General features: G+C 67.5%; 12 protein-coding genes and 3 tRNA genes. 9 read left to right on the top strand and 6 right to left on the bottom strand.

What is annotated here, in order from left to right; translation table 11 throughout:
• Positions 1-42 precede the first annotated feature (42 nt).
• Positions 43-678 carry a YqhA family protein gene (locus G369_RS0102220; RefSeq protein ID WP_019652342.1) on the top strand — a complete coding sequence of 212 codons (636 nt, stop codon included), beginning with the start codon at positions 43-45 and terminating at the stop codon, positions 676-678.
• 6 nt (positions 679-684) lie between these two features.
• On the opposite strand, the gene G369_RS0102215 is transcribed toward G369_RS0102220, so the two are convergent.
• Positions 685-1,617, bottom strand: coding sequence for a LysR family transcriptional regulator (locus G369_RS0102215; protein ID WP_019652341.1), 933 nt, complete (start codon positions 1,615-1,617; stop codon positions 685-687).
• Between the two features lie 104 nt (positions 1,618-1,721).
• On the opposite strand from G369_RS0102215, the gene G369_RS0102210 reads away from it, so the two are divergent.
• Entirely contained in the window at positions 1,722-2,339 is a 618-nt protein-coding gene (locus G369_RS0102210) for an NAD(P)-dependent oxidoreductase (RefSeq protein WP_019652340.1), read from the top strand.
• 60 nt (positions 2,340-2,399) lie between these two features.
• Here the strand turns inward: G369_RS0102210 and fumC are convergent, their stop codons facing one another.
• Positions 2,400-3,797, bottom strand: a complete 1,398-nt coding sequence (fumC, locus tag G369_RS0102205; RefSeq protein WP_019652339.1) for a class II fumarate hydratase — start codon at positions 3,795-3,797, stop codon at positions 2,400-2,402.
• 511 nt (positions 3,798-4,308) lie between these two features.
• On the opposite strand from fumC, the gene proV reads away from it, so the two are divergent.
• From proV to G369_RS0102170, 7 genes are all read left to right on the top strand, one after another.
• Positions 4,309-5,574, top strand: coding sequence for a glycine betaine/L-proline ABC transporter ATP-binding protein ProV (gene proV, locus G369_RS0102200; protein WP_019652338.1), 1,266 nt, complete (start codon positions 4,309-4,311; stop codon positions 5,572-5,574).
• A 22-nt stretch (positions 5,575-5,596) separates the two neighbouring features.
• Positions 5,597-6,775, top strand: a complete 1,179-nt coding sequence (proW, locus tag G369_RS0102195; RefSeq protein WP_019652337.1) for a glycine betaine/L-proline ABC transporter permease ProW — start codon at positions 5,597-5,599, stop codon at positions 6,773-6,775.
• Between the two features lie 17 nt (positions 6,776-6,792).
• A complete protein-coding gene (proX, locus tag G369_RS0102190; protein ID WP_019652336.1) occupies positions 6,793-7,815 on the top strand; it encodes a glycine betaine/L-proline ABC transporter substrate-binding protein ProX in 1,023 nt (340 codons plus the stop codon).
• A gap of 92 nt (positions 7,816-7,907) precedes the next feature.
• The gene (locus G369_RS0102185; RefSeq protein ID WP_019652335.1) at positions 7,908-9,461 is read left to right on the top strand and encodes a fumarate hydratase; all 1,554 of its coding nucleotides are present in this window, start codon (positions 7,908-7,910) and stop codon (positions 9,459-9,461) included.
• Between the two features lies 1 nt (position 9,462).
• A complete protein-coding gene (gene murI / locus G369_RS0102180) occupies positions 9,463-10,266 on the top strand; it encodes a glutamate racemase (protein WP_019652334.1) in 804 nt (267 codons plus the stop codon).
• Positions 10,267-10,274: 8 nt separating this feature from the next.
• Positions 10,275-11,072: a PA3715 family protein gene (locus G369_RS0102175; RefSeq protein WP_019652333.1), complete on the top strand. Its 798-nt coding sequence runs from the start codon at positions 10,275-10,277 to the stop codon at positions 11,070-11,072.
• Between the two features lie 90 nt (positions 11,073-11,162).
• Positions 11,163-13,379, top strand: coding sequence for an Ig-like domain-containing domain (locus G369_RS0102170; protein WP_019652332.1), 2,217 nt, complete (start codon positions 11,163-11,165; stop codon positions 13,377-13,379).
• A gap of 102 nt (positions 13,380-13,481) precedes the next feature.
• Here G369_RS0102170 and G369_RS0102165 read toward each other — a convergent pair whose 3' ends face one another.
• The 4 genes from G369_RS0102165 to G369_RS0102150 form a co-directional block, all read right to left on the bottom strand.
• A complete protein-coding gene (locus tag G369_RS0102165) occupies positions 13,482-14,114 on the bottom strand; it encodes a DUF6806 family protein (RefSeq protein WP_019652331.1) in 633 nt (210 codons plus the stop codon).
• Positions 14,115-14,134: 20 nt separating this feature from the next.
• Positions 14,135-14,226: transfer RNA gene (locus G369_RS0102160), tRNA-Leu, on the bottom strand.
• A gap of 103 nt (positions 14,227-14,329) precedes the next feature.
• Positions 14,330-14,403, bottom strand: a tRNA-Cys gene (locus G369_RS0102155).
• Positions 14,404-14,466: 63 nt separating this feature from the next.
• A tRNA-Gly gene (locus tag G369_RS0102150) sits at positions 14,467-14,542 on the bottom strand.
• Positions 14,543-14,554: the final 12 nt, after the last annotated feature.

Genomic DNA, 14,554 nt, shown 5'->3' with positions numbered 1-14,554 from the left:
GGACACCCCTAGAATTCCCGGTCCTCCACAACCGCACTGCAGATGTCTGCTCCCGAACCTTTCGACACCCGGAACCCGCCCGTACCACGCCGTGGTTCGCCGCTTCGCCCCCTGCCCAAGCTGATCTTCGCGAGCCGCTGGCTGCAGCTGCCGCTGTACCTGGGCCTGATCGTGGCGCAGGCTGTGTACGTGGTGCACTTCCTGGTCGAGCTGCTGCATCTGGTGGAGGCCGCCTTCGGCTCCAAGGAGGCGCTGCAGGCGCTGATCACCAGCATCGGCTACAAGACCACGGCTCCCGTGGGCACGCTGAACGAGACGGTCATCATGCTCGTGGTGCTCGCGCTGATCGACGTGGTGATGATCTCCAACCTGCTCATCATGGTGATCGTGGGCGGCTACGAGACCTTCGTGAGCCGCATGGACCTCGAAGGCCATCGCGACCAGCCCGAGTGGCTGAGCCACGTGAACGCCTCGGTGCTCAAGGTGAAGCTGGCCACCGCCATCATCGGCATCAGCTCCATCCACCTGCTGAAGACCTTCATCAACGCCGACAACTACACCGACCGCGTGCTGATCGCGCAGACCGTGATCCACATCGCGTTCCTGTTCTCGGCGATGGCCATCGCCTACACCGACCGGCTGATGGCGCCCGCCCATCCGCCCGCCGACCCGCACTGATCTCCCCTAGCCCCTACCCTGGCCTGCCTGCGATGCAACGTCCCAGGCGGGCGGGTCGGAGAAGCGCTCGGCAAGGAAGTCGAGCATCGTGCGCAGCGTGGCCGGCATGTGCTTGCGCGAGGCGTACACCGCATACATGCCCACCACCTGCGGCTCGAAATCGGGGAAGAGCGGCACCAGCTCCCCGTCATGTACCCGCTGCGCAGTCAGGTAGGTCGGCAGCATCGCGATGCCCGCGCCGGCGCGCGCCAGCGACATCAGGCTGACCGCGTCGTTCGCCGACACGTTCCCGTCGACTGCCACCGACACCGGCTCGCCGTCGCTCTTTCGCGTGAAGTTCCAGAGGCTGCGGCCGAAATACGAATGCGTGAGGCAGTTGCGCTGCGCCAGTTCGTCCACGCGCTGCGGGTGCCCATGCCGGGCCAGATAGGCCGGTGAGGCGCAGACCACCGAACGGCAGGTCGTGAGACGGCGTGCGATGAGGTTGGGGTCGATCTCGGCCGCGGTGCGGATCGCAAGGTCGATGCGCTCATCGACCAGGTTCACGGTGCGATCCAGCAGCACCAGGTCGACCATCACGGCCGGATGGAGCCGCACGTAATCCGCGATCGCATCGGCCAGCTGGGCCTGCGCGAAGGAAGTGCCGGTGGTGATCCGAAGCTGTCCTCGCGGCGCCTCCGCCGGATGGCGCACCGCCGCCTGCATGTCGCCCGTGAGCTCCAGCACCTGCCGGCATCGCGGCAGCAGTTCCTCGCCCGCCGCAGTGAGGCTCAGGCGGCGCGTCGTGCGGTGCAGCAGGCGCGCGCCGGTCCATTGCTCCAGCTCGGCGACATAGCGCGTGACGACCGGGCGGGACATGTCGAGCTTGTCGGCCGCGGCCGAAAGACTGCCCGAATCGACCACGGTAACGAACACGCGCATTGCGTTCAATCGGTCCATTCGAACGATTCTAGGAATAAACAAGCGCGTAAATCGAGGTATTTCTTTCGAAAGCAGAAACCTAAGATGCGGCTCATCCCATCCGATCTTTCACAGGAGTCACCATGAGCCACATCGCCATCATCGGCGCCACCGGACGTGCCGGCAGCCAGCTTCTCGAGGAGGCCCTGCGCCGCGGCCACACCGTCACCGCCATCGCCCGCAAGGCCAGCGCCAAGCTGGCGGGCCGTGCCAACGTGAAGGCCGTCGACCTCGACGTGCTCGACGGCGCAGCGCTCGAGAAGGCACTTGCCGGCCACGACGCAGTGTTCAGCGCAGCGCACTTCGCCACCGTGCCGCCCGCGGCCATCATCGAGCCGACGAAGCGTGCCGGCGTGAAGCGCCTGCTGGTCGTCGGAGGCGCGGGCAGCCTGTTCGCGGCGCCCGGCCTGAAGGTGATCGACACGCCCAACTTCCCCGACGCGTACCGCGCCGAAGCCTCTGCCGGCGGCGTGTTCCTCGACACGCTGCGCAACGAGAAGGACCTGGACTGGACCTTCCTCTCGCCCTCGGCCGAATTCGTCGAAGGCGAGCGCACCGGCAAGTTCCGACTGGGCAAGGACGACCTGCTCGTGAGCGCCGAAGGCCGCAGCTGGATCACCTTCGCGGACTACGCGATCGCGTTCATCGACGAGCTGGAAAAGCCGGCGCATTCCCGCCAGCGCTACACCATCGGCTACTGAGCCGCAGGCAACAACAAAAAAAGGACCCTCGCGGGTCCTTGTTTGCTTGCGCTGGCCGGATCAACGCCCGGTCATGTTCTCCGGCACCACCCACTGGTCGAACTGCTCGGCCGTCAGGTGGCCCGAAGCGATCGCCGCCTCGCGCAGGCTGGTGCCTTCCTTGTGCGCCTTCTTGGCGATGAAGGCGGCCTTGTCGTAGCCGATGTGCGTGTTGAGCGCCGTGACCAGCATCAGCGAGCGCTGCACCAGCTCGGTGATGCGCTCGCGGTTGGGCTCGATGCCCACGGCGCAGTGGTCGTTGAAGCTCACCATGCCGTCGGCCAGGAGGCGCACGCTCTGCAGGAAGTTGTGCGCCACCATCGGACGGAACACGTTCAGCTCGAAGTTGCCCGAGGCGCCGCCGATGTTGATGGCGACGTCGTTGCCGAACACCTGCGCGGCCAGCATCGTCACGGCTTCGCTCTGCGTCGGGTTGACCTTGCCCGGCATGATCGACGAGCCAGGCTCGTTCTCGGGAATGCTCAGTTCGCCGATGCCGCTGCGCGGGCCGCTGGCGAGCCAGCGCACGTCGTTGGCGATCTTGTTCATGCTGGCAGCCAGCGTCTTCAGCGCGCCGTGGGCGTGCACCAGCGCATCGACGCTGGCCATGGCCTCGAACTTGTTCGGCGCGGTCACGAAAGGCAGGCCGGTGAGCTTCGCCAGCTCCGCTGCCACCTGTTCCGCATAGCCCTTGGGCGCGTTGAGGCCAGTGCCGACGGCCGTGCCGCCCAGCGCCAGTTCGCACAGGTGCGGCAGCGCGGCGCGCACATGTGCCTCGCCATGGGCGAGCTGAGCGACATAGCCCGAGAACTCCTGGCCCAGCGTGAGGGGCGTGGCGTCCTGCAGGTGGGTGCGGCCGATCTTCACGATGTCGGCGAAGTCCTTCGACTTCTGCTCCAGTGTCGCGCGCAGCTTGCCGATGGCCGGCAGCAGCTTGTGGGTGATGGCCTCGACGGCGGCCACGTGCATCGCCGTCGGGAACACGTCGTTGCTCGACTGGCTGCGGTTCACGTCGTCGTTGGGGTGCACGAGGCGCCCTTCGCCGCGCTCGCCGCCGAGGATCTCGCTGGCGCGGTTGGCCAGCACCTCGTTGACGTTCATGTTGGTCTGCGTGCCAGAGCCGGTCTGCCAGACCACCAGCGGGAACTCGCCCGGGTGCTTGCCGGCGATGACTTCGTCGGCCGCGGCCACGATGGCCTGGGTCTTCTTCTCGTCCTGCAGGCCCAGCGCATGGTTGACCACGGCGGAGGCGCGCTTGACCTGGGCCAGCGCCTTGATGATCTCGCGCGGCTGCTGCTCGCCGGAGATGTCGAAGTTCTGCAGCGAGCGCTGCGTCTGCGCGCCCCACAGCTTGTCGGCCGGAACGTCGATCGGTCCGAAGGTGTCGCGCTCGGCACGGGTCTTGGGGGAAGTCGTCATGAGAAAAAGCTCCGCAGGATCGTGAAAGGTCGCGCCGCTTGCCGGCGCGACCCGGAGTATCGCCCCGATGAGAGTAGCTCTCATCTGACGAGGGCATTGCGCCGCCGCCGACACCGCCGGCCAGCGGCTCGCCTTGACCGCATCATGTCGAAAAGTTATAATCAACGTCTTCTGACGACCAGCAAGTCATGATGATGACGCCGCTGGTCAAGCCTGCACTACTCGCGGATCTCCGAATCCCGTCGCGGTGCAAGGTGCTCCCGCCGGGCCCTGCCCGGCAAACCGGCCGGATCTTTCCGGCTCCATTGCCACGTCACGCTCCTCCAGCCGGCGCCCCTCGACCAGGCCCGTCGCGCTGCGAATGAAGCATCCGGCGGGCACTGGCTTCGTCGCCCTGTCGTCTTCAGTGCCTGTCGGCCGCCCCTTCTTCTGACGGGCCGGGGCGTGGCTGCGCCGTTCCTTCGGGACGGCGAACTCTCAGTCAACCTTCAACCAAGGAGAGCCCCGACTTATGGCCAAAGGAATTCTCATCGACCATGTCTTCAAGGTGTTCGGCGACGAGCCCGAACAAGCCCTGGAGCTGGTCCGGCAAGGACTTTCGAAGAAGGAGATCCTGGCGCGCACCGGCCAGTCGATCGGCGTGTTCGACGCCACCTTCGAGATCCAGGCCGGAGAAATCTTCGTCATCATGGGCCTCTCGGGCTCGGGCAAGTCGACGCTGGTGCGCCTGCTGAACCGGCTGATCGAGCCGACCGCGGGCCGCATCGTGATCGACGGCGCGGACATCAACGAACATTCCGACATCAAGCTGCGCGCGCTGCGCCGCAAGGACATCAGCATGGTGTTCCAGTCGTTCGCGCTGATGCCGCACATGACGGTGCGCGAGAACACCGCCTTCGGCCTCGAGCTCTCGGGCACCGGCAAGAAGGAGCGCCTCGCGCAGGCCGACAAGGCACTCGCGCAGGTGGGCCTGGCGGGCTGGGGCGACAGCTATCCCGACGAGCTCTCGGGCGGCATGCAGCAGCGCGTGGGCCTGGCGCGCGCGCTGGCATCCGACCCATCGATCCTGCTGATGGACGAGGCCTTCTCGGCGCTCGATCCGATCATCCGCACCGAGATGCAGTCGGAGCTGCTGCGCCTGCAGCAAGAGCAGCGCCGCACGATCGTCTTCATCTCGCACGACCTCGACGAGGCGATGCGCATCGGCGACCGGATCGCGATCATGAAGGACGGCCAGGTGATCCAGGTCGGCACGCCCGACGAGATCCTGCGCAGCCCCGCCAACGACTACGTGCGCAGCTTCGTGCGCGGCGTGGACGCAGCGGCGGTGTTCAAGGCGGGCGACATCGCGCGCAAGCAGCTCACCGTGGTCAGCGAACACCCGGAGCGCGGCGCGCGTGCGGCGCTCAAGCAGCTGGAAGACCAGGACCGCGACTTCGCCTACGTGACCAGCCCGAACAAGCGCTACCTGGGAACCGTGTCGGCCGACACCCTGCGCGCCGCGCTCGACGGCCATTCGGGTCCGCTGGGGCTGCGCCACGCGTTCCTGAACGACCTCGGCACGATCGACGCCGATGCGCCCGTGGCGGGACTCTTCGGCCAGGTGGCCCAGGTGCCGTGCGCAATGCCGGTGGTGGCGGCCGACGGCCGCTTCTGCGGCGCGATCAGCAAGACGACGCTGCTGAAGTTCCTGGACCGCGACACGCCGCCCATCGACCCGGCGCACCAGCCGCAGCAACCCGTGGCCGCCATCGCCGACGCCGCCAACGCGGCCTGAACGAACTCGAAGGACACATCAGATGAACGACACCGTACTGTCTTCCGAACTCGCACCGCTGAACGACGCATCGACCGCGCTCGCGACGCCCTCGCCTGCGCCGATGCCTGTCGACCCGTGGGAAGCGCTGTCGGCCGCGCCCGACACCTCCGCGACCAGCGCCTGGCTCGACGCCCCCGCGCCGCTCGATGGCGCCCATCAACTCGCCGGCCACGCGGATGCCGCCGGCGGCCTGCAGCTGCACCGCCTGTGGGACGGCTCGCTGCCCGTCGAATCCTGGATCAACAGCGGCCTGGGCTGGGTGGTCGAGCACTTCCGCCCCTTCTTCCAGACCGTGCGCCTGCCCATCGACGGCACGCTGAACTGGATCCAGGGCCTGCTCACCGGCCTGCCCACGCTGGCGATGATTGCGCTCATCGGCCTGCTGGCCTGGCAGTTCGCTGGCCGCGCGCTGGCGATCGGCACCACGGTGGCGCTGCTGCTGGTGGCCATGCTGGGCATCTGGCCCGAGGCGATGGTGACGCTGTCCCTGGTGCTGACCTCGCTGGTGTTCTGCATGGCCGTCGGCCTGCCGCTGGGCGTGCTGCTGGCCAGCAGCGACCGGGCCCAGCGCGTGATGCGCCCGGTGCTCGACGCGATGCAGACCACGCCGGCCTTCGTGTACCTGGTGCCAGTGGTGATGCTGTTCGGCATCGGCAACGTGCCGGGCGTGATCGTGACCATCGTCTTCGCGCTGGCGCCGCTGGTGCGCCTGACCAACCTCGGCCTGCGCCAGGTGCGCCCCGACCTGATCGAGGCCGCGCGCGCCTACGGCGCCTCGCCCTGGCAGATGCTGGTGAAGGTGCAGCTGCCGCTGGCCATGCCGTCGATCATGGCGGGCATCAACCAGGCGCTGATGCTGTCGCTGTCGATGGTGGTCATCGCTTCGATGATCGCGGTGGGCGGCCTCGGCCAGATGGTGCTGCGCGGCATCGGCCGGCTCGACATGGGCCTGGCCACCGTGGGCGGCCTGGGCATCGTGCTGCTGGCGATCTCGCTGGACCGCCTGACGCAGGCCATGGGCAAGTCGCGCCGCGGCGGCGGACGCCGCTGGTGGCACACCGGGCCGGTGGGTTTCGCGCTTCGCCTGCTGCAGCGTGCCGTGGCGCCGTCGCGTACCGACGCCGAGCCCGCGCCCGCCCTTTCCGCCCAGGTGCTATGAACGGAGGAACCCGCCACATGAACTTCGTCGGCAACAAGACCGGACTCATCGCCCGCGGCCTGCTCGCCCTAGCCTTCATGGCCTCGGGCGCGGCCGCCCAGGCCTCCAACGACCTGCCCGGCAAGGGCGCCACCGTGCAGCCGCTGAAGAGCTCGCTTGCGGAAGAAGCCTTCCAGACGCTGCTGGTGATGCGCGGCCTGGAGAAGCTCGGCTACAAGGTCGAGCCCATGAAGGACCTGGAGCCCGCCACCGAGCACCTGGCCATCGCCAACGGCGACGCCACCTTCATGGCCAACCACTGGAGCCTGCTGCACGCAGACTTCTACAAGAACAGCGGCGGCGACGCCAAGCTGTGGCGCAAGGGCGTGTATTCCGCAGGCGCGGTCCAGGGCTACCTGATCGACCGCAAGACGGCCGAGCAGTACGGCATCACCAACATCGCGCAGCTGAAGGACCCTGCCATCGCGAAGCTGTTCGACACGGACGGCGACGGCAAGGCCGACCTCACGGGCTGCAACCCGGGCTGGGGATGCGAGCTGGCCATCGAGAGCCACCTGACGGCCTACCAGCTGCGCGACACCATCAGCCACCGGCAAGGCAGCTACGCCGCGCTGATGGCCGACACCATCGCGCGATTCAAGCAGGACAAGCCGGTGCTGTACTACACGTGGACGCCGTACTGGGTCAGCGCCGTGCTGCGCCCCGGCAAGGACGTGGTGTGGCTGCAGGTGCCCTTCTCGTCGTCGCAAGGCGACGGCGGCAACGTCGACACGCAGCTGCCCAACGGCCGGAACTACGGATTCCAGGCCAACGACGAGCAGATCGTCGCCAACCGGGCCTTCATCGAGAAGAACCCCGCCGCGGCGAAGCTCTTCGAGGTGATGAAGCTGCCGATCGGCGACATCAACGCCCAGAACCTGCGCATGAGCCAGGGCGCCAACACGCAGCAGGACGTGGAGCGCCATGCCGACGGATGGATCCGGGCGCACCAGGAGCTGTTCGACGGCTGGGTCGAGCAGGCCCGTGCCGCGGCAAGGTAGGCGGGACGGGCAGCACGGGTGGGCTCAGACGGGGCAGGCGCCGCGGCTGAGATAATCGGGGGGCGTTTCCACACTCCTACAAAGCCCCCACCATGACGACCACGATCCAGCAGGCCGACCTGATCGAATCGATCAGCGCCGCGCTGCAGTACATCAGCTACTACCACCCCGCCGACTACATCGCCCACCTGGCCCGCGCCTACGAGCGCGAGCAGAGCCCGGCGGCCAAGGACGCCATCGCGCAGATCCTGACCAACAGCAAGATGAGCGCCACCGGCCAGCGCCCGATCTGCCAGGACACCGGCATCGTCAACGTGTTCCTCAAGGTGGGCATGGACGTGCGCTGGGGCGGCTTCACCGGCAGCCTGGACGACGCCATCAACGAAGGCGTGCGCCGCGGCTACAACCACCCCGACAACACGCTGCGCGCCTCGGTCGTGGCCGATCCGCAGTTCGACCGCAAGAACACCAAGGACAACACGCCCGCAGTGATCTTCACGGAGATCGTTCCGGGCGACAAACTTGAGGTCACCGTGGCCGCCAAGGGCGGCGGCAGCGAGAACAAGAGCAAGCTGGTCATGCTCAACCCCGGCGACAGCGTGGTCGACTGGGTGCTCAAGACCGTGCCCACCATGGGCGCCGGCTGGTGCCCGCCGGGCATGCTGGGCATCGGCATCGGCGGCACGGCCGAGAAGGCCGCGCTGATGGCCAAGGAAAGCCTGATGGACGACCTCGACATGCACGAGCTGCTGGCCAAGAAGAATTCCGGCGCAGAGCTGAGCAAGGTCGAGGCGCTGCGCGTCGAGCTGTACGAGAAGGTCAACGCCCTGGGCATCGGCGCGCAGGGCCTGGGCGGCCTGGCCACCGTGCTGGACGTCAAGATCCAGATGTACCCCACGCATGCGGCGAGCAAGCCCGTGGCGATGATCCCCAACTGCGCGGCCACGCGCCACGCGCACTTCGTGATGGACGGCAGCGGTCCGGTCTACCTCGAGGCGCCCTCTCTCGACCTGTGGCCCGAGGTGAACTGGGCCCCCGACGAGAAGAAGAGCAAGCGCGTCGACCTCGACAAGCTCACGCCCGCTGAAGTGGCGAGCTGGAAGCCCGGCGACACGCTCCTGCTCAACGGCAAGATGCTCACCGGCCGCGACGCCGCACACAAGCGCATCCAGGGCATGCTGGCCAAGGGCGAGAAGCTGCCGGTCGATTTCACCAACCGCGTCATCTACTACGTCGGCCCGGTCGACCCGGTGGGCGACGAGGCCGTCGGCCCCGCCGGCCCCACCACCGCCACCCGCATGGACGGCTTCACCGAGATGATGCTGGCGCAGACCGGCCTGATCGCCATGATCGGCAAGGCCGAGCGCGGCCCGGTCGCCATCGAGGCCATCAAGAAGCACAAGAGCGCATACCTCATGGCCGTGGGCGGCGCCGCCTACTTGGTCAGCAAGGCCATCAAGACCGCCAAGGTGGTGGGCTTCGAGGACCTGGGCATGGAAGCCATCTACGAATTCGACGTGGTCGACATGCCGGTGACGGTGGCGGTCGACGCCGGCGGCACCAGCGCGCACATCACCGGCCCGGCCGAGTGGCAGAAGCGCATCGCCACGGGCGAGTACAAGACCATCATGATGGAAGAAGCCTGAGTTGAGCCCGGTAGGCGTCTTCGACAGCGGGGTCGGCGGGCTCAGCGTGCTGGCCGCGCTGAGGGCCGAACTCCCGCACGAGCACTTCGTCTACTTCGCCGACACGGCCTATGCGCCCTACGGCGAGCGTGGAGACGCCTACGTGATCGAACGCTCGCGCGCGGTGGTCGAACACCTGCTGCGCGAGCACGGGGTCAAGGCGCTGGTGGTGGCCTGCAACACGGCCACCACCGCCGCCATCCACCTGCTGCGGGCAGACCATCCCGACCTGCCGATCGTCGGGCTGGAACCCGGCCTCAAGCCCGCGGTGGCGGCAAGCCGCACCGGGCACGTCTCGGTGCTTGCCACGCGCGGCACGCTGGCCAGTGCGAAGTACGCAACCCTGCGCGCCTCCTTCGCGGGATCGGCCGACGTGCGGCCCGTACCCTGCGACGGGTTGGTGAAGGCCATCGAAGGCTTCGACTCGGCCGGCATCGCGGCGCTGGCCGAGCGCTACATGGCCGAGGCCGGCCCTTTCGGCGACGGCCCCGGCGAAGTCGACACGGTGGTGCTCGGCTGCACCCACTATCCGCTGGTGAAGGACGAGCTGGCCAAGCATGCGCCGGCCACACTGCGCTTCATCGACACCGGCGTGCCGGTTGCGCAGCAGACGCGGCGCCTGCTCGCATCGGCGGGCCGGCTTGCCGACGCCACCGAAGCAACCGGCGCCGTCGGGAGCCTGCTGCTGCAGAGCAGCGGCGACGTCGCGGTGCTCGAAGCCGCGGCTGCCAGGTGGCTCGGGCTTTCCGCAGCCGCCACGGCCTGAACCGAGCCATGCGCCTGCCGCTTCCGCGCCGCGCCGCCCTGTGGGCCTTCTTCCTCCTGGGCCTCTCGGTCGCCGGAGTGAGCCATGCGGCCTGCGAGAGCGGCCTTGCCGAGCGCATGCATGCCAAGCTGCACCCCAAACGCCAGCTCGACGAGCGGCTCGCAGCCTGCAAGGTGTGGCCGGCCTTTCCGGGGCGCAGCATCGTCGTGCTGCCGATGCCGCGCGAAACCACCGACCGCGGCGCCAAGGTCTTCGACCTCGAGATCCTGCTGATCCAGCGCCCCGACAACGGCAACACCGAGCGCGACACCGTCATCGGCCGGCTCGTGCAGCCCGAGGCGCTCGACGAGGACGCCACCACCTCCATCCAGGACATCCGCATCGACACCTCGCGGTACGTGCTCTCGCCCGAGGCGCGCGCCTTCGGGCTGCGCGTGCGCTACAAGGGCAGCAACGGGCCCGGCAGCCCGCTGGCGAGCGAGACGGTGCGGCTGTACGTGCATCACGGCAAACAGCTGCGCCAGGTGCTGCAGGAGATCGAGCTCGACCACGACCATGGCGGCTGGGACTCCACCTGCACCGGCCACTTCGAGAAGCTGCGCACCATGCTCTCGGTCGGCAAGGGCAGCAGCAACGGCTTCGCCGACCTGCAGCTGTCTCGCACCTTGCTGCAAAGCCGCGCGCAGGAGCAGGAAGACCAGGGCTGCATCGAGAAGGCCCTGCCCCCGAAGTTCAACACCGTCACGCTGCGCTACGACGGCGAGCGCTTCAAGGTGCCGAAGTCGCTCCAGCAGCAGATTCCCTGACGGGAGGCTGATCCAGGGCCCGCTTTTTCACCGGGCCGTCACACAGAAGCACCAGCATGCGCGGTTTGTCAAAAAGTATTGCCGCGCACAATGAACTCCCTCCCCCAGCTTCGCATTCCCTTCAAGCCCCTGATCCTCGCCGGCGCCCTCGCGCTGGCCCTTGGCGCCTGCGGAGGCGGCGGTGGAGACTCAGGGCTCGGCGGGATCTTTCCGCCAGTCAGCTCGGCGCCGCCCGCTGCCCAGCCTCCCGCACAGCAACCCGCGCAGCCGCCGGCCACGCCCTCCGAGCCCGGCCAGTTCGTCTCCGAGGCGCGGTTCACGCCCAATGCGGGCACCACCGAAGGCTCGTCCGACGCATCGACCGCCATCGCGCTGCCCGACAACTTCATGATCGTCGCGGACGATGAAGCCAACGTGCTGCGCGTCTACCCGCGCGCCGGCGGCGCGGCGGTGAAGGAATGGAGCTACAAGCTCGACGGCCCCAAGCTCACCAAGGAACTCGACCTCGAGGCCGGGACGCGCATCGGCGACACGCTGTACCTCACCGGCTCCAACAGCAACAAGAAGGACGGCGCGGACGCCGTCTCCGACCGCTCGCACCTGTTCGCCGTCAAGGTCAGCGGCACCGGCGCGGCCACCGCGTTCGACTATGTCGGCCAGTTCGCGCTGCTCGAAGCGCAGCTCATCGCGTGGGATTCCGGCAATGCGCACGGCCTCGGCGCCAACCACTTCGGCTTTGCCGTATCGGCAGGGGCCGGCATCGCGCCTGAGCGGGTCGACGGCTTCTCCATCGAGGGCATGACCAGTTCGCCGGGCGACACCGCACTATGGCTGGGCTTTCGCGCGCCGCAGACGGGCGCCGCCGTACGCTCCAAGGCGCTGATCGTGCCGCTGCAGAACTACGCGGCGCTGGTCGCCGGCACCGCCACCCAGGCCGCCTTCGGTACGCCCATCGAGCTCGAACTGGGCGGCCGCGGCATCCGCTCGATCGACAAGGGCACCGATGGCAACTACCTGATCGTCGCCGGCCCGGCAGGCCCGGCGAGCCCGGACGTGGACCGCAACTTCGCGCTGTTCGCGTGGAACGGCAACCCTGGCAGCGCACCGGTCGAGCTGTCGAACGACCTCGATTCCCTGTCGAAGAAAACCGGCGGTAGCTTCGAGTCCGTCGTGGAGGTGCCGGGCCCCGTGAAGGCCGGCACGGTGGTCCAGCTGCTGCTGGACAACGGAGATACCAAGTGGGACGGCAAGATCGCCTCGAAGGACCTGCCGCCCGCCGACCAGAAATTCGACGGCCTCGTGGTCCGCCTGGGTACGCCCCTGGTCGACACCACAGCGCCGAAGCTGAAGAAGGCATCACTGGCGGGCCTCGTCGGCGTGAACCTCGATGCATCGCTCACGCTGACGTTCAACGAAGCCGTGCGCCTGGGCTCGGGCAGCATCGTGCTGCACAAGGCCGATGGCAGCGTGGTCGAGACCTTCAACGCCAACAGCCCCGCCGCACGCCTGCAGGTGGCCTTCAACAAGCTGAAGCTGGTGCCGACCGCACTGCTGTCGGCAAGCAGCGGTTACTACGTCACGATCGACGGCAACGCCATCACCGATCCCGCAGGCAACGCCTTCCCCGGGATCGGCGACGCGACGACGCTGAGCTTCACCACCACCGCCGGCGCCACCACGCTCGCCACCGGCGACCTGCTCTTCATGGCGGCCAACGCCGAGGCGCCCGACGCCTACGCCTTCGTGCTGCTGAAGGCGGTCAACGGCGGCACGAAGGTGCTCTTCACCGACCGCGACCGCAAGTCGGGCACCAACGAGTTCTCCGGCATCACCAACGAGACCGCCTTCTTCTGGACCGCCGACCGCAACCTGCCGGCAGGCACCATCTTGACGATCCAGACCGACGTGACGGGCAATCCGATCGCGGACAAGGGCTTCACGCTCGGTTCGCCGGGCGGCATCGGCAAGTCGGAAACCGTCTATGCCATCGCGGGCGGCACCATCGCCGGACTGGGCGACGGCGTAGCGGGACAGATCACCGCCGTCGGCGACTACCTCGCGACGATCACGCTGGGCGGCACCGCAGGCACCATTCCCGACGCCGTCACGACCGCAGGCACCGCCTTCAGCTTCACGGTGAGCCCCGCCAACCAGACCAACGCGATCTACACGGGTTCACTCGATCGCTCGGACCTGGCAGCCTTCGCGGCGCGCGTGAAGAACCCGGCGAACTGGACGGTGCGCTACGCACCGGAAGTCGGGTGGCCGCTGACCAACGACAGCCTGTTCGGCGACAAGCTGCCCTGATCGCCGGCGGTCAGGAGAAAGCGCGCTGCGCGGCCTGCAGGCCGCGCCATGCACGGAGTTGCGGAGTTGCGGAGTCCCGCCCGGGCAGGCGGGGGACTCTGCTCAGTGCAGATGGCGCGGACGACGACCGCCGCCGTGACCACCGCCGCTGCCCGGCCCGCCCGTACCGCGCGGGCGTTTGCCGATTTCGAGCGAGTTCACGAGCGCGTCGAAACGGTCGCTGAACAGGCGGTCGATCTCGGCGACCACGCCGCCCAGCTCGGAGCCGTCGAAATGACGCTCCATGAGATTGACCACGTCTTCCACCAGGAGGTCGCGCTGCACCTGCATGATCGCGGCCGGATTCGGGCCGACGAACAACATCAGGAAGTCGTCGCGTGATTCTTCCTCGGGGTCGCCCTCTTCCTCGTCGAAGTCGGTGTCGTAGAAGGTGACCTCGATGGCCGCACCGCGCTCGGAAAGCTCGTTGAGGCCCATGCACATCTCGTCGAGCGCCTGGCGGAAGTCTTCGTCGCCGGCCACGGTCCAGCACATCTGGAGCATGTGGTCCTTCTGCTCGTAGCGGATGCCGGGCTCTTCCTCGTAGGAACTGGTCGCGCCATCCGCCAGCGACTTGGCGCCGGCGTACTTCCACAGCGGCTTGAGCGCTTCCTGGATCTGATCGAAGGTCACGTCCGAACGCAGCGGCACGTCGCCGTGCACATGGATTTCAAATGGAGCGTTGTAGCGAGGCATCTAATGCTCCCTTTTAAGTGTGGTACCCGGAACGGGGGTCGAACCCGTATGCCCCGATTAAGGAAGCGGCGGATTTTAAGTCCGATGTGTCTACCAATTTCACCATCCGGGCATCAGGTTGGACATCGACGATAACCCAAATAAAACAAGCCCCGGCAACGTCGGTTGGCGGGGCTTGGTGTTCGGGGTCGAATCAGTTTGAACCGAGAGGAGAGTGGAGGCGCGATCCGGAGTCGAACCGGACTAGACGGATTTGCAATCCGTTGCATAACCGCTTTGCTATCGCGCCACGCTGAAATACGAAATCGACCTAGCGAAAAAAAGGGAAGCTGGAGCTTCCCTTTTTCAAAACTGGAGCGGGAAAAGAGTCTCGAACTCTCGACCTCAACCTTGGCAAGGTTGCGCTCTACCAACTGAGCTATTCCCGCGTTTCGAGCCTT

The sequence above is a fragment of the Variovorax atrisoli 110B genome (assembly GCF_000382045.1).
Taxonomy (GTDB): domain Bacteria; phylum Pseudomonadota; class Gammaproteobacteria; order Burkholderiales; family Burkholderiaceae_C; genus Variovorax; species Variovorax atrisoli.
This window is presented reverse-complemented; position numbering and strand designations above follow the sequence as displayed.